Origin of the sequence: Pedobacter aquatilis, assembly GCF_032678425.1 — a bacterium.
Taxonomy (GTDB): Bacteria; Bacteroidota; Bacteroidia; order Sphingobacteriales; family Sphingobacteriaceae; genus Pedobacter; species Pedobacter aquatilis_B.
This window is the reverse complement of the sequence record NZ_JAVTSG010000005.1, coordinates 162,628-178,430: the sequence shown is the minus strand read 5'-3', so window position 1 is coordinate 178,430 and position 15,803 is coordinate 162,628. Positions and strand designations below refer to the sequence as shown.

General features: G+C 37.7%; 11 protein-coding genes. 1 reads left to right on the top strand and 10 read right to left on the bottom strand.

The features are described 5' to 3' along the window. Positions 1 to 102 precede the first annotated feature (102 nt). From rmuC to R2Q16_RS15840, 7 genes are all read right to left on the bottom strand, one after another. Positions 103 to 1,860, bottom strand: coding sequence for a DNA recombination protein RmuC (rmuC, locus tag R2Q16_RS15870; RefSeq protein ID WP_316738363.1), 1,758 nt, complete (start codon positions 1,858 to 1,860; stop codon positions 103 to 105). Positions 1,861 to 2,673: 813 nt separating this feature from the next. Further along, positions 2,674 to 3,861, bottom strand: a complete 1,188-nt coding sequence (gene galK, locus R2Q16_RS15865; RefSeq protein WP_316738361.1) for a galactokinase — start codon at positions 3,859 to 3,861, stop codon at positions 2,674 to 2,676. Between the two features lie 268 nt (positions 3,862 to 4,129). After that, on the bottom strand, positions 4,130 to 5,188 hold the full coding sequence (locus R2Q16_RS15860) for a HEPN domain-containing protein (protein WP_316738360.1): 1,059 nt from the start codon (positions 5,186 to 5,188) through the stop codon (positions 4,130 to 4,132). 284 nt (positions 5,189 to 5,472) lie between these two features. Then, a complete protein-coding gene (locus R2Q16_RS15855; RefSeq protein ID WP_316738359.1) occupies positions 5,473 to 6,543 on the bottom strand; it encodes a metallophosphoesterase in 1,071 nt (356 codons plus the stop codon). A gap of 42 nt (positions 6,544 to 6,585) precedes the next feature. Beyond that, entirely contained in the window at positions 6,586 to 7,677 is a 1,092-nt protein-coding gene (locus R2Q16_RS15850) for a C1 family peptidase (protein ID WP_316738356.1), read from the bottom strand. 38 nt (positions 7,678 to 7,715) lie between these two features. Continuing rightward, on the bottom strand, positions 7,716 to 10,016 hold the full coding sequence (locus R2Q16_RS15845; protein ID WP_316738355.1) for a family 78 glycoside hydrolase catalytic domain: 2,301 nt from the start codon (positions 10,014 to 10,016) through the stop codon (positions 7,716 to 7,718). Between the two features lie 644 nt (positions 10,017 to 10,660). Continuing rightward, positions 10,661 to 11,284 carry a UPF0758 domain-containing protein gene (locus tag R2Q16_RS15840; protein ID WP_316738353.1) on the bottom strand — a complete coding sequence of 208 codons (624 nt, stop codon included), beginning with the start codon at positions 11,282 to 11,284 and terminating at the stop codon, positions 10,661 to 10,663. Positions 11,285 to 11,446: 162 nt separating this feature from the next. Between R2Q16_RS15840 and R2Q16_RS15835 the strand changes: the two genes are divergently transcribed. Then, complete coding sequence (locus tag R2Q16_RS15835; protein ID WP_316738351.1) at positions 11,447 to 11,845, top strand: hypothetical protein; 399 nt, start codon at positions 11,447 to 11,449, stop codon at positions 11,843 to 11,845. Between the two features lie 1,104 nt (positions 11,846 to 12,949). On the opposite strand, the gene R2Q16_RS15830 is transcribed toward R2Q16_RS15835, so the two are convergent. The 3 genes from R2Q16_RS15830 to R2Q16_RS15820 are packed head-to-tail and all read right to left on the bottom strand — an operon-like array spanning position 12,950 to position 15,802. Further along, positions 12,950 to 13,921: a nucleotide kinase domain-containing protein gene (locus R2Q16_RS15830; RefSeq protein WP_316738349.1), complete on the bottom strand. Its 972-nt coding sequence runs from the start codon at positions 13,919 to 13,921 to the stop codon at positions 12,950 to 12,952. A 29-nt stretch (positions 13,922 to 13,950) separates the two neighbouring features. Continuing rightward, positions 13,951 to 14,835 carry a nucleoside triphosphate pyrophosphohydrolase family protein gene (locus R2Q16_RS15825; protein ID WP_316738347.1) on the bottom strand — a complete coding sequence of 295 codons (885 nt, stop codon included), beginning with the start codon at positions 14,833 to 14,835 and terminating at the stop codon, positions 13,951 to 13,953. A 31-nt stretch (positions 14,836 to 14,866) separates the two neighbouring features. Beyond that, positions 14,867 to 15,802, bottom strand: a complete 936-nt coding sequence (locus R2Q16_RS15820; RefSeq protein ID WP_316738344.1) for a hypothetical protein — start codon at positions 15,800 to 15,802, stop codon at positions 14,867 to 14,869. Position 15,803: the final 1 nt, after the last annotated feature.

Below are 15,803 nucleotides of genomic sequence, written 5' to 3'. Positions count from 1 at the left end.
AAAGTTGTGTATAATGATATCTTCATTTTGTTAATTAAATTTTATTTTTATTAATGCCCTCTTTTTCTGTTTCTTTTTGGGTTTCTTTAAGAGTCATTAGATTTAATCTTCATTGTCAATAATTGCATTTTCAACTAAACTTTCAGCTAAGCTATGTTTCGTCTTAAGTCCTAAGTTTTTGAGTTTGGTCGCCTGTGCAACCAAATTATCTGGCCCGATTGTCAACTGGTTAAAAGCCACACCATATTTTCCATGGGCTTTGTTTAAATGGTTTCCGACGTCTTCAAGATTTTTTACAAAATGGTAAAACTTATCGTACAATTTTGCTCCTCTCGCCGCAATAAGTGCGGCATTCTGATTTTGATAATCTCTTTTCCATAAATCCACTATCAATTTCAATGAAGTAATCAAATTTGTGGGGCTTAACAAGAGGATCCTTTTGTCATAAGCAAAATTCCACAGATCAGGGTCATGCTGCATCGCTGCAATATAGGCCGGTTCGCTGGGTACAAATAGCATTACAAAATCAAGCGATTTATTATAATCATCATATCCTTTTAGACTTAAAGTGCTGATATGGCTTTTTATAGCTGCGACGTGTGAGATGAGTTCTGCCTTCTGAACCTCCACATCACTTGCTCCAATCATACGCGTAAAGGCGTTTAATGATACTTTCGAGTCTATGATTACATTACGATTATCTGGATATTTTATAACTGCATCAGGGCGCATCTTCTTGCCCTCTGAATCTGATTTTAAAGGTCGCCCATCATTATCCATCAATTCATGCTCCATGAAATACTCACGATTCTTCACCAGACCAGAACGCTCAAGTATACTCTCAAGAATCATCTCCCCCCAACGGCCTTGGGTCTTGCTTTCACCTTTTAGAGCTTTAGTTAAGTTATTCGCCTCCTCACTAATCACTTTATTCAGTTCAGATAATTCCTTTACCCGCTCGCCAAGTGAAAATCTTTCTTTTGATTCAGCTTTGTACACTTCATCAACCTGCTTCTTAAAATCAGTAATATTCTGTCCAAGTGGCTCAAGGATATTTTTAAGATTATCGCTGTTAAGTTTGGTGAATTTTTCTGTCTTATTGTCTAAAATTTTATTTGCAATATTTTCAAATTCAAGCGTGAATTTTTTTCCAAGTGCTTCAATTTCGGTCTTCTGTACTTCCAGATTCTCTCTCAATGATTTATTTTCCGCTGTGGAATTTGCTAGTTTTTCGCTTACATTGAGAAATGTTGACTGCCCTTCTTTCAATTCTGCATTCAGAGATTCAAGATCGGTTATTCTTTTAAGATTCGATTTGCTATCAGCCTCTGATACTGCCAATTTGCTCTCGGTCTCGGATAGCTGATTTTGAGTGAATTTGAGTGATGTTTTAAAATCATTAAGCTCTTTTAAGATATTTGATAGCGAATCATTTTCCGCTCTTGCTGTAGCCAAAAGCTTCTGATTTTCATGGAATGACTTATCAACATTCTCTTTAGCCAAGACTAATGCCTCATAGCTTTCCTTTTTTTCTTCAATCGTTCTGCTCGCTGAAGTAAGATTTGCATTAGCAATCGAGATTTGATCCCGAAACCCCTGAAGGATTGCCTCTTTACTAACATCGGAGTCCTTAAGTGCTGCAATCTCTGCATCCCTCTCTTTTAAACTATTTTCCAAAGTAATCGTTCGAAGCTCTGCTGTTGATTTATAGCTAACAAATTCCATCTCGAGCGTAGTGAATCTATCTCTGCCCTGGTCCTTTTCAAACTGGACAGATTTTTGATGCCTCAACTTCGAAATCAAAAGTCCAAGAAATATCCCTAGTAAACACCCTAAGGCAGCGTAAATAATTAATTCCATATTTGCGTTAATTAAAATTTTATACTAAAATTGAGATCACTTGTAATATTTCCCATAATGCCTTCTACAGCAATGGGACTGTGGATTTTCAGCATTTCACAGGTTATTTCCGTTACAATCCATTCAAAATTCCTAAACTTCGATAAACAACTTTTGTTATTCAAGATGTCTAACTACATCCTAAGAATTTGTTAATTTATAGTCTCTGGTGTAAGTTGAACGTATTTTTGAGATTCGAAATCGCTTGGGTAGTTTGGATTTCTTTCGTACATCGAACTGATTTCTGAGGAGAAAAAAGGCAGTGCAATACCCCGAGGGATATATAATTGATATTAGACATAGAGCGTATTTTATGATTATTGCAATATGCTAAAAAAAAATCATTCTTAAAACTCACGATATCTGTATAACCGAATAGCGTGACCTAGGTCATAATATTGTTTGCACGAAATCCAGATCTGCAGTTAATTTAACTGTTTTTATTCCTGTATTTCTGATTCACCTCAACTAATAATCATCTTAGTATCCGCTGAACACTTAGCGTGAAACATTTCATAGGATCATAGGGCTGGCGGATGCTAGTCCTATGTATTTTAAGCAGAATTTTGTTCTGCTGGTTATGCTTTTATAAGGTAATTTAACCAAAGTGTGGACAGTCTTCGACGGAGCGGATGTTTTCTTGGATATTTGAGCTCATAAACAGAAATAGTTAAGTTTAGTAAGGGTGTAGTTAACCCGTTAGTAATGATTAGTTAAAAGGAAAAGCCGGTGGATGCCGGCTTTTGTCTTTATCTGATTTCTTGCATTTGGTCTTTAGGCTATGTTAAGCTCTGGTGAGGGAATATTGACTTCAACTTTTTCTTTGTAATCGAGCACTCTGGCACCCTGGCTTATTTTAACTTTTATGCATTGGGGTTTGAACCCATAGATTTTCTCATACTCTGCCCTTACCTTTTCGATTGTGGCATCGCTGGTTATGGATTTCTTAATTAGGTTTATGGTGCAGCCTCCAAAGCCTCCTCCCATTATGCGGGCGCCTAAGATGGATTTGTATTTGATGGCAATGCTTTGAAGTGAGTCTAATTCTGGGCAGCTTACTTTGTATTGCTTTGAAAGTCCCTCGTGGCTGCTATTCAGGAGCTGCCCGAGTTGGCTGTAGTCTTTACTTTCAAGGCATTGGACTGCTGTAATTACCCGCTGGTTTTCTTCTATTACGAATTTTGCTCTTGTATAGGCTGTGGTGTCTGTTAGCAAAACTGAGTAGAGGTGTTCGATAGTGGCCTGTTGTAAATTTTCGATTTCTTTGAAATTTTCTTTAAGTAGTTTCAATGCCCGCTGGCATTCTTCTCTACGGGTATTGTATTCTGTGGATGCGAGCTGGTGTTTAACTCCCGTATCTAGGAGGATTAGCTCGTGGCCTTTCAGCTTGGACAGGATTGGTTGAATATTTAGTGTATTGAAATCTATTTTAAGGAAGGTATCTGCGCTGCCATAAATGCTGGCGATCTGGTCCATGAGACCGCACTGAACACCTGCGAATTTATGTTCGGAACCCTGCGCAATTATGGCGAGTTCCTTCTTTGGGATATTAAGCTCAAAACATTCTGATATGGCGAGGGCAGCTCCGCAGCATAAAGCGGCAGATGAGGATAGTCCGGCGCCTGATGGTATATTTCCGCAAACGTACATGTTAAATCCTTTGATCCTGTATCGTTTGCTTATCATATGGACTACACCCTGGATATAGGTATGCCATTTGCCATACTGTGGTTGGTTGTTGAAAAGGTCGGTTACATAAGCCTCAAATGCATTGGAATGCAGGTGGATTTCGTTGTCTTTTTGTTTTGATATGGCGATGTTGAAATTTTTGTCTATGGCTGCTGGTAGGGATAAACCAAGGTTATAATCTGTATGTTCTCCGATTAGGTTAATTCGGCCCGGTGCTGATATGATAATGGGTTCTTCTGCGAAAGTTTTTTCGAATAATGTGAATAGTTTCATAGAGGGAAATGAGATAAGGATCCCGGCCTACAATTTGAGAGAAAAGCTTTATGGGATCCTTATTTGTTATTAAATGAAAGGGTTAATTCTCTGCGAATTTGGGGATTCTTGGGATTTGGTGACGAGGGTTGGCCTGATTTCAGTTTTTTTAGCTCATTTTTGCTATTGTTCCGAAATAAAAATGGGCGCATGATAACAATTTGCCAATTCAATTATGGAGAACTAGTATAAGAACAGTAGCATTGAGTAAAGGTTATCATATAAATGACTAATCGGATGATTGTTCCGAATCATTATAATCGGCCAAAAACGCAAAAAAACCTCTCTCTTTTAATTTATCGATTGTAGCCTGCTCGTTATGGTTCTCCTTAATGTTTTTATTAAGATTGGCAATCCTTATCATTTTATCCTCTGGTATCAACTTTTCTCGCACCATTAGATCCGATAAGTAATTAATGCAATCCTGGTAAGCATCGTAGGCTTCGTATGCCTGGTCACCGAGGATATAACTCATTCCATTGTGAACAATTTGATTTCGCAACTTATAAAGTGTGTTAAACCACTTCGATATGATTGGATTGGTATCAAAACCTAAATTTTCTTTGAGTCCTTTTGAAATCAGGTGTTCTATAGTATTGCGTAAAGGCATATTAAGCTTGATCTCGATTTCATTCTCAGCAATTCCCTGACTATCGAGAATAATGTGCTGACATAGCCGAATATAGGATTCGAATGATGTCTGAAGTTCAACAATAGCAAAAACGAATTCTTCAGTATAAAAATGATGAATAGCCTTACTATGAAAGCGATCGATGATTTCCAGAGGCCTATGCATTCTCCATGTGACAAACTTCTCAACTGCAGCTGTGGCCATATCCATTGAACCTTCAGTAGATCCAATTGTTGAGAATTGAGGTAACATGTATGCATATTCCTCTTTTTCTGTACTAATTGTTATTACTGGGGGAAGGTCTAATAGGTTAAAATTTTTGATATATGGAACATTATTAGCCAAACGATATGCATCAATATAGTTGTTCATGAAAATCAAGCAGTTCATAAATGCTCCGCTTGCAATCTCACTTCTTTCGCTCAACAGTTCTCTTTGATAAATATATTCCATCATTATTGTGGTAGTAGTCACCTCTGGATTTAATTCATCGCCAGTCTGTTTTATTTCGTGCACAAACCTATACTTGAATGTGGCAAAATCTGGCATAATGTGCACCGAAGTTTTTTCGCCAGAAATAGGGAGATGGAAACTGAGTTCAAAATTGAGTTTTACAATTTGATTCTCTTCTGTTTTCGAATTTATTCCATTTTCCATAGCTTATCTGGTTAAATTAAAAGTTGGTAACTTCACAGCAAATGCACCTAGTCAATTCTAGCGAACTAAATGCTGAAGGATTTTGTTTATCTTCCATTAGCAATTGAAGCATATTTACTTTCAGGCGGTTTTCACTAAATCGTAAAAAATAGCTGGCATAAAAAAGCCCCGCAAGTTGCGCATGAGACAGAGGCGTGCAGGGCATTGTTACTCGAAAGGTACCGATTATTAACCTAAACATCAATATCGTTAGTAAATAATTCATTAACTTTATTGATAGATAACTAGTTCAGTTCTTTAGATGTTCCATCTTTGTCAAACACTATGCATTTATTGTCCTTGATAAACATCCCTGATAATACGCCTCTATGATGATTGACATCAAGGCCAACGACTTTTTTATTATAATAAAATCCTATGTTACTTTCCAATATAGTATGTCCGACAAGGATTTGTTTAGCATTGAATGTTTTTAATATATCATCAATTGCTGTTTCTTCGGTTTGAGGTTGCATAAAATATCCTCTGTACCAGAACGGACCCATAGAGCCGATAAGGAAGTTTTCCTCTTCGCTAAGCGATTCTCTAGACTTTCCATATGCTTTTCTGCATGTGCTGTTGATTTCATCTAGGCTTTTGCCTTTTTTAGCAAGTGCTGGAGATATCCCTGCATGCAGAAATAGTCGGTCACCGATTTTTTCGATTGCATTTTTGGAGCGTAACCAGGCGCCGAGTTCTGTCTTTTCACTAAGCTGGCTAAGGTAATCTGTGCCGATTAACTTTGCCGAGGCTATATATTTTGGGCTTAGGTAACGTAGGTCTCCGGACATATTCATGATGTCGTGGTTTCCTAAAATAACGTGTAGATAGCCTCCTTGTTTTTTGGCTTCTTCTTCTAATTTATAAAGTAACCAGATTGACGGCAGTACATCTTCCCCCCTATCAAATAAATCTCCGCAGATTACCATGTGACCATTTCCGAATGTCCAGTTGTAGTCTTTATCAATTATCTTATTGTTGATTAGTAGGTTTCTGAAATCCTCAAATTCTCCTTCGATATCAGAAAGGGCGAAAATTTTATCGGGCACTTTGAATTCTGTAGGTTGGACTTGGATTGGATGTAGCTTGAATTTGAAGTTTAGCTCAGGTTTATGGTAAAAGCTGACTTCAATTGGATCGCTTTCTTTGAGCGTCTTTATTATCGCTTGGTTGTTGGTGACCTGAACGACTTCTATATTTTGTTCTTTTCGCTGGATGTAAGGGCCATCCTGATTTACCTGGGCAAATAATGATGATAATCCAAGGCAGCAGTTTAGGTATGTTACCGAAAAGAAGAATTTTGAGGATAGTGACATATGGTTTCTGTTTGAGTATGAATCACCTTAATGGTTAAATGGTTAGGAAATATTTAGTTTCTTTTTCAATGCTTTTGGAAGGGCGTCTTTATGTACCATGATGCAGGTAGTCATCATCGATACATATGGAAATGAGGCGTAGAAATACTCGCCTGCGGCTATTCCTGTTCCCCAGGAATTTTTCACTTTGAAGAATTCTTTTCCTGAGTTATCTTTCGCAAGGCCAACGATGAGCATGGCATGATCATCCTGGGTTTCGTAGTTGTCAAAACTCTGCTGGCGCATTTCAGGACTCACTTCCAATTCCTTTCCATCTTTGATTTGCAGCTGTTGCAATGGTAAATGTGCATTAAATGTTCCTGTCACGTCTGCTCCCCATGCAACCGGAAAACCTTTTTCTACTGCTGATTTTGCAATCTCGGTGATTTCCGCTAATGGTACATTATAGACCTGCTCCCAATTCCAGTTGTCAGGAACTTCCAATACATGCTTTTGATAATATGGATGGTGGGTAAAAGAGCTTATCATCACATAATCATTTGCTTTTAGGCCTGTGGCTTCAGCAAAGCTTTTTGGGCTGTATGTTTTGCCTTCATAGCTGAAGGTTTCCGGGGTATCGCCCAAGCTTTGGCTTAAGGTTTTATTGAACTCTGTTTTCCATTTTGTGTCTAGCGTTCCATTTGATTTAGCTGCAGTGGTGACAATAGAATCCAGTTTTTTGACCATTTTCTCATGGTTATAATTTAGACCTTGTAAGCCGCTATAAGCTGACTGTGGAACCAGACCAAACTGCCTTAGGCAAAGCAGGTCATCTGTAAACTCGCCGCCTTCTCCGAAATTAGCTTTGCCATGCATGCGCACGTAGTTCTCCCCTTTTAATGGGTAGATATTACGGACTACGAACATTTCGCTCAAATTTAAGTCTTTGAATTTCCCCATTCGGTTAAGCTCTGCCTGGAAGAAGGCCATGCCTGAAAAGGACCAGCAAGTGCCTGTCATCTGCTGATTTTCGCAAACACCCGATTCCAGGAATTTGGTATCCTTTGGAATTTCGATTTTTGACTGTGAAAATGCGCTGGATGATAGCACTGCAGCGAGTGCTAGGGTTGATAAAAGTTTTGACTGTAGTTTCATTTCTGTGTTTTATGTTGTGTGTTGTTCTTCTGCTTTTATTATCGCTTCGAGATAATGATTCTGTTGAGTCCTGTTTTGAGCGGCCGTGTTCCTTCGTTTATAAAGCTGGCTGTTGTGTTTTCTGGGATATTGATGTCTACGATAATTTTATTATCTGCCCTTTTCCAATGGACTTTTATTGTGCCCTGTTTTACTTTGTGTTCAACTGTTATCTCTTTTAAATCTTCCGGAAAAACAGGTTGGATATTGAACTGACTGAATCCAGGTTTATGGTCTGCGATTTTAATGCCGCCTAGGTATTCAAAGAACCATGCGGCATAATCGCCTGAATAAACATGGTTTCGGGAGGTGGTCCCTGGCCATTCTTCCCATAATGTTGTAGAACCACCTGCTATCCATTCAGCCCAGCCGGATTTTGAATTGGTAAGGAGTTTGTATGCGGTGTTTACATAACCGTTATCGCTTAGGGCGCGAAGGACATATTTGGTTCCGAAAATGCCGAAGTCTATCTTGTATTGTTTCTTTTTTATGAGCTCATATAAATCTGAGGCAATGGTTTTCTCTGCGCCTTTTGGGTAGAGTTTATAGTAGAGCGCTGCGCTGAGTGCCGTTACTGTCTTTATTTTATAGCCGCTTTCTGCGTTGCTAAAGAAAGTATTATTGAAAGCATTTTTTGTTTTTTTGGCGAGTTGGTTAAATCTAGTGGCATCGGTTTGCGCGCCGACAAGATTGGCTATTTTCTCGGCAATTAGCAGATTTTGATAGTACATGGCTGTGGAGGTAAAGGTTTTTGGTGTTTGCTCGATTGCCTGCCAGTCTGCTATACCAGTAGTGTAAAGGCTACCTGTTTTCTCTGCTCTTTGAATTAGGTATTCAAGGTAGGATTTTATAGCTGGGTAGTTTTCTTTTAGTAATTTGATATCTCCTTCTCTTCTGTATGCTGACCAGGTAATCAGTGGTAATGCTGAGCCCCAGTTAGGGCCAAAGTCCCGGTCTTCGGGGTCTATCCATGAAAAACCAATGCCGCTAGTCGGGGCAATTCCTGGCAGCTTGCCTTCACTGTTCTGAACGTCGCGGATGTCTCTGAGGTATGCGCGGTAGCCGCTGTAGCTATCAAAGTTCCATAGGCCTAGCTCAGCGCCAAAATGTGCGTCGGCAAGCCAGCCCATTTTTTCTCTCTGTGGGCAGTCTGTTGGGATTCCTATGAAATTACTCCTGTAAGACTGTATGGCGGCTGCGTAAAGTTTGTTAAGCATTTCATCGCTGCTTTTAAAGCTTCCGACTGGTCTGAAGTCTGTGCTGTAGAAAAGGCCTTGCAAGCTGTTCTTTGTTATTTTTATGCCTTTGGAAACAGCAAGCTCTACGTATTGAAAGCCATGGTAGCTGAACCTTGGTGTAAATGTTTCTTCCCCCTTGCCTTTAAGTATGTAAATATCGGTTTGGAATCCAGGGTCGCTGGGCTCTCCTATCATCTGTCCGCTGTTTTGCACGGTGTTTAATGTTCCATCTGAATTTAGCAATTCGTCGCTCGTTATTTTAACGGTGTCCCCGGCCTTTCCCCTAACTTTGATTCTGGGTACTCCGGAAAAATTTTCGCCCATATCAAAAATGTATTGTTGGGATGATAGCGCTTTGAGCGATTTTGGTTTTATTGTTTTGATTACCGCTACGTTGGGCTGGCTATTTTCTTCGAGTTTTCCTCCGGGATTGATAGCCAGCTTTGCATTTTGCCAGCTGTTATCATCGTATGCTGGTTTATTCCATCCTGGCAATTCTTTTCTTGCATCGTAGATTTCTCCAACGTGCATGGAGTTGAAGCGTGATGGGCCTGTGTTTGTTTTCCAGCTTTCATCGGTGCTTATGTTATGCTTTTCACCGTTGCTGTATTCGATTTCTAGGCTTAATAGTAATCGTGGGGACTTGCGCCAGCTGATTTTATCGAAATTCCAGATGGTAAGGCTTTGCATGTTGTACCATCCATTTCCGAGTTCTACGGCGATGGCATTGTGTCCTTTTTGAATAGCTTTTGTAACATCATAGGTTTGGAAGAGGATACGGCTATCGTATTTGGTTATACCTTGTTCTATAGTAGTTTGGTTTAGCGTCTTTCCATTTAAGCTTAAATCATAGAAACCAAGTCCGCTGATTTTAAGTATTGCTGTTTTTACGGATTTACTGCTGCTGAAGCTTTTCCTAAAAAACGGAGCTTGTGTATCAGCCTTGTCTTCGTTTCTGCATATCCATTTTGCGGATGAGGGGAAATCCTGTGCCTGTAAGGCCGCTGATGTAATTAGTAACAGGCTTAGGATGAAAATTATCCTTAAATATTTTATGTTCATTGATTTCATTGTTGTTCTCACTAATTTAGGTAGGATTGAAAGAAATTGAAAAAATGGGTTTTGCTTCATCCGTCACGCTGCCCATTTTCATCAAATTAACTTAAATCATAATGGATAAATAGCAGGTCCCAGAACCAGTGGGACCTGCAAAAAATAACCACCTAGGGAACTTCCCTTTGAAAATGAAATGTACCAGCACGAGCTTTACTACATTCTAAAACTAAGTTGTATGATTATTGGAGAAAATGAAAAATATTTTATGAATTTATTTTTTGACTCAAGATTTTAACATTAATAATACACTGATTTAAAAGGCTTTATTACTAAAAATATCTGCAATCTAATTTTGATTAGCGTATATTGAGTTTATAATTAGCTGATACCCATTCGTTATGAGAACTTTCCTATTACTTGCCTTTGGCTGTTTTATCAGCTCGGGTGCTCTGCTTGCCAGCACCACTATGAAAAATCCTTTCATTGGTTTCGCTATCGCCGGATTTATCTGGTTATTGATTTTAAAGAAGCTTAACTCGAGGGGTTGATGATATATCTACTCATTGAATCGTAACTATAAAAAAACAACCGATTTTAAGGTTTGGGATTTCTTAAAACCGGTTGTTATTATTTTCAATTTTTGATTGATCTTATTTGAATACTGCTGTTGGTTTTTTCCCTTTGATAAACCTAAACGGTGCCTCAAGGCTAAATACACGTTTGCCAAGTTCCATGGCAGCGAGAATGGCGCTGGATTTTGCCAATCCCATACCTAAGAATTTTGCGAGTTCTTTATGCGATAGCTTGCTTATTTTGCGCAGGTCTTTCTGGTTTGCATCGAGGATTTTCTGGGCAAGATCTACGGCTGTAACTTCAGGTGTCCCTGAACCGATGAGCATGGCGATTAACTCTGCATCGCTTAAAATACCTGGTCCATATTTCAGAAATTTTTCCCTTGGTCGCATTTCCGGTTGCATGGCTTTAATACCTTTGGCATCTTTATCCGCTTTGCGTTCTTCAAAAAGATTAAGTACTGATTTCTCACCTTCTTTTGCATAGGCTGCGACATGGAAGAGTGATGAGAAAGCAGATATCATAAATTCAAAATCTTCCTGAAATATGATAATAGATTTTCTTCGATAACTTCCATCCGCCTGTTCGTCGCTACGGGCGATTGAAATGTAGTCTGTTTTGTTCTTTGCAATTTTGAAATCTAAAAAGAAGTTTCTTTTTCCTGACGAAAAGCTTTCGGCTGCTATTGTTCTGTTTTGCATGATATTGTGATTTTGTTAAACCAAAATTCGATTGCAGGCTTAATATGATTCGGAAAATAAACGGTTTTAAACGATTAAAATCGGATAATCTTTGTTCTTGTGATATTTTGGCCTTTTCACAATTATCAAAAAATTCTTAAATTAGTATATAACCATAAAGTTATGTATGAAGAAAAATTGACTGCATCAAAAAGTTGTCTCCAGTGTGGCATTGCGTTACTTGGAAGAATTGATAAGCGGTTCTGTGATGATTACTGCAGAACGACTTTCAATAATAGAAAACGACATGAGGCTTCTGTAGATGAGCCTTATTTTCTAAAAGAAATACCGCGTGTTCTATTATCTAATTATAAAATTTTAAAGAAGCTTAATCACTCGCAGTCTACAACTGTTCCCCGTCAGGTGTTAGAGAGATTAAAGTTTAACTTTCATTTCATAACAAGTTATTACAAAACCAGGGATGGCGAAATTTATTCTTTCTGTTTTGATCAAGGGTATTTGCCTATTAAAGGAGGAGACCGGGTATTACTTGTTACTCAGGCTTCACAGGTATTGATTTAATTGGTGTACTCCGTTTGCGATATGCTTCCAATTATTTAATTGATATTTTAATTTTATAAGACGGCTCTTTATCTCATTATTTGAATGTGATAATTGCACCAAATTAAAACAGTAAGCAAAATAGACTTTTGTATTAAGAATCTTGGTTATAAAAATTGAATGTAGCTAAAGCTTATTTGCGCTTATCGAAACCAATCGCTGTGGTGAAGCATTCTGATATTTGAAATTATTTATGGCGCTAAGCGCTTATTTGAATTGGAGAGCAATTAAACTGAAGATGGTGTATAGTTTCCCCTTCGCTATCTTGAAAGAATAAGTCCAATGGGTGATTGAAATCCACTAGTGCACCAAGTTTTGGCATCAGACTGCTCAGAAAGATACTTTTATCAATGTCTATTGATACTTCCAGGAATACGAGATTGCTGTTTATTATCCTTGAGGAATCGATTGCTTCAGGCCATTCGAGGTTTATTTTTCCAATGAGTTCTTTAGTGTAATGTTGGGCGATGATAGCGGTCATGATGATATTAATTTAGCAATCGCAAAATTAGATGGTGGTCTATATCAATACCCTATCCATATGTATCATTTATCCTGCTGTTGACAACTTAGCGTTGATAATTATCAACAAAAAGACTTACCTTCCTGATAAAAACAAATAAAGCAACTGATAATCAATATATTATATTTTTTAGTGAGTAACTATTGCTTTTGAAGTAAAAATTTGTTTGATTTGCTACAGAGAGCGTTAAATTAGAATTGGGGAGAATAGCTTAGGCTGTTCTTCCCTTTCGTTTTTCTAGGGTACTTTTTTGAAAATCCGGCTTAGGCTTTTATTTATCATCAATTTCTTTGATAGATTACATGGCAGCCAATAATTAGTCTCTTTATAAAGATTTACTTTTAGGTTTATGTGTCGGAAATGGCAAATCACCGTTTCGAAGTTTGACTACATCTATTGGATAAAATTCTGGCTGTAGAAAGCATTCGTTGCGCTGGAATGGCAACGTAAATATAGCCTGAGTTTCTCGGTCGTTTTTTTGCCATTTACTCCGAAAGCAAGTGATTTAAAGTTTAGGGAGGCTGTCTGATATGAAGGAATATTTAAATCATATGGGTATCTATCCCCCACTTAGGCGGATATCCATATTCTATCTCTTGTTTAGATTTTCTATAGATCTGTTTTATTCTTTTTCTCTCGGAAAGGCCAGTAATATCTGGATGCGCAATCCTGGCATATTTATCCGTTTCGCAGAAAAGATTTTGGCAATCAATTAGCTGCAGGGATCTCCCCCACAAAGATTCAAATTCAATTCCTAGCCGTTCAAACTCTGCGTGTTGTTTATCTGTAACGTATCGGATAATATCTTCCTCTGAATAGTCACCTGTATCGATGAAGCATTTTTTTATACCATCCCTGGCACCAGGACCGGCTTTGACAAAATCCATTTCGCTAAAATCTATGAGCTCACTATAATTCAAATCGATTGCATACTGGTAGGCCAGAAATGTACCAATTGTAGGAAATCCTAATAAAAGCTCATAAACAGACTTTAGGGAGTTTGCTGATTGAATTTTATCTGTTAGTCCTGATGATAACATTTGCTCAATAACCTTTAAATGATTTTCATGCTTTTTATCAAATCCAAAAGTACTTTTACCGGAGGCCATAATATAAGCACCGGAATAAATAGATTCTTTAGCTCTTAAAGCTTCATGCAGCACCCTATTGTAGTTCTTAAATGAATAGTCTCTCCAGCTTACTTCTCCAAACTCATGCTTAAAGAGCTCCCATGTTTCAATCTTGTTGAATATTTTAAAGAGCAGTATCCTAAATAAAATTTCACTAGGCTCAGTATCTCCTTTGTAGATGATGTTATTGATAAGGTATTGACTTACTCTATCTGAGGCTCGGTAAACATTGGTAAATTTATGTTTAAGTAGAATAGGATCAAGTGTCAAAACATCTTTATTCTTTATTCTATTATAGAAGATCTGTTGTCTTTCAGCTGCAAATTTCCAATAAGTATCTAGTACAATACTAGCTTTTGGTGGTGTTTTCTTTGTTAAAATCAATGGGTTGAATAAAATATAAAAGTAAACAATTAAGATTTACCAAGATAAGTTAACCTTCGATTTTTGATACTGACCATTACTCTGCCCCCATTGTTTAATTTCAATTCGTCATAAACTTTATATGAATTGATAATTGCGGTCTCCCATTGTTTTTGAGTGCAGTTTTTAACTTCAATGCCGCTGACTAGCTTCTGAACTGTTTTGAGTACTTCGGTATCTACACTATTGCTGTATTTGAATAGCTGATGGTCCATGCCATAACTATATATGTAGAGACTTATTAGCTCTTCAGTGATAGCTGCCCTTGCTCCATCCTCTATTTCATCGGTTACGCTATCGCTTTTACGCTTTATTCCCATAAGCTTCCTGACCACTGGAGACCAACCAAGGAAAGCTACATATCCAAAATGAAAGATATCATGAAATCGATATCCATCATCTTTATGTGAATTATCAGTAATCTCATTTCCAATCTGCATATTGCTGGAATTGTTCATCACTCTAACTTTCTCCTTGCCGCCCTCGTTCACCACATCAAACTGTATCTCGAATTCCCTTGGAAACTGTTCATCTTCTGGGTAATCAGCATCATAGATAATAAAGCTTTCGGATTGCTCAAGGTCAAACCTATCTTTGATTTTGTGGAGATTCAACGCTGCAATATCCTCAAGTTCAATTTTATTCTCGGTAGCAATTGTCGCAATATACCATAGCAAATCACCCAATTCCTCTTTAAGCTTGTTATTGTAATTTGTGTAAGCCTTACCATCGCGAAGATTTTTTTTTAGCTCCGTGATAACCGAACCTGCTTCTCCAATGAGCCCTAAAAATGGCACGAGTTTATTCGCTTCTTTTCCTTGGATATATTCCTGAATCGTTTTTTTGGCTTCTAATTGATATACTGAGAACTCCATATTTATAATTTAAAGCTTAATTATTTTGCATTTATATTGATTTCAGACCTTTCATCATCAGATAGACGATTTCGTGAATATTTTTTGATCCAAAAAGCACTTCATTTTCTTCAATCGATAGCTTATTGAGTTTTGAGAGTTTTTTAACGTTGTATTTTTTCAACTTTTTTCGAAGCTTATCAAAATCGCTGTATTCATATTTTTCTTCCGATACCTCTTTAAATTTCTTCAAGAAGGTATTATTGTACTGGAAGTCATTTGATAATTCTTCTACTTCCTCTCCCTTAATTAGCCTAATGAGTTTTTGAGTAGCTCCACCAAAACCACCAATCAGAAATATCGGCTTATCATTTTCCAAACAATATAATGCCTCCTCAATAACCCCTGGTATATAGCCAAGGAAATTCGTAAACTTCCCTCCTACTAAAACCCTTGCATCACAATCTTTTGCCATTTTAAGCCTCATTACTCTGAAACACTCGCTAAGAAATAACCTATCTTGCACATCATCGGCTGGCTGATACTTTTTATTGTTATCTGGGACGAGACCGTTTGGCAATCGAACCTCATTGATCTCAATCTGTTTGGACTTAAAGTCAATCCTGACATCCTTTGTCAGCAATTTTGTTGTCGGAAAAACGAAATAATTCGTAAACCTGAAAGATTTATCATCTTCTTTTTTATACTGATTTGATAACTCAGAAAAATAGTAGGTAAACCCTCCAACTCTCAAATCACCACCATACATCGCTACCCCTTCATTAGCAATAATATATCGGGCGATTTCAATTGATATATCATTAAGATGCTGTTCAGAGAGGCCCAATGCTAGCAAATCTTCATTTAAGGATACTGATATAGCTACTTTCTTTCCAAACAGTTTACCTTTCCTTGATGGTTTTAATTCATCTGCAACTAAGTCTGTCTCAGTCCCAGTAATATTTATTTTTTCAATAGGTTTTGCCATA

Coding starts and splice junctions, on each gene's coding strand:
- R2Q16_RS15855 (WP_316738359.1), bottom strand. CDS start 6,543: ATGTCACTATCCTCAAAATTCTTCTTTTCGGTAACATACCTAAACTGC.
- R2Q16_RS15845 (WP_316738355.1), bottom strand. CDS start 10,016: ATGAACATAAAATATTTAAGGATAATTTTCATCCTAAGCCTGTTACTA.
- R2Q16_RS15840 (WP_316738353.1), bottom strand. CDS start 11,284: ATGCAAAACAGAACAATAGCAGCCGAAAGCTTTTCGTCAGGAAAAAGA.
- R2Q16_RS15835 (WP_316738351.1), top strand. CDS start 11,447: ATGTATGAAGAAAAATTGACTGCATCAAAAAGTTGTCTCCAGTGTGGC.
- R2Q16_RS15820 (WP_316738344.1), bottom strand. CDS start 15,802: ATGGCAAAACCTATTGAAAAAATAAATATTACTGGGACTGAGACAGAC.
- galK (WP_316738361.1), bottom strand. CDS start 3,861: ATGAAACTATTCACATTATTCGAAAAAACTTTCGCAGAAGAACCCATT.
- R2Q16_RS15860 (WP_316738360.1), bottom strand. CDS start 5,188: ATGGAAAATGGAATAAATTCGAAAACAGAAGAGAATCAAATTGTAAAA.
- R2Q16_RS15850 (WP_316738356.1), bottom strand. CDS start 7,677: ATGAAACTACAGTCAAAACTTTTATCAACCCTAGCACTCGCTGCAGTG.
- R2Q16_RS15825 (WP_316738347.1), bottom strand. CDS start 14,835: ATGGAGTTCTCAGTATATCAATTAGAAGCCAAAAAAACGATTCAGGAA.
- rmuC (WP_316738363.1), bottom strand. CDS start 1,860: ATGGAATTAATTATTTACGCTGCCTTAGGGTGTTTACTAGGGATATTT.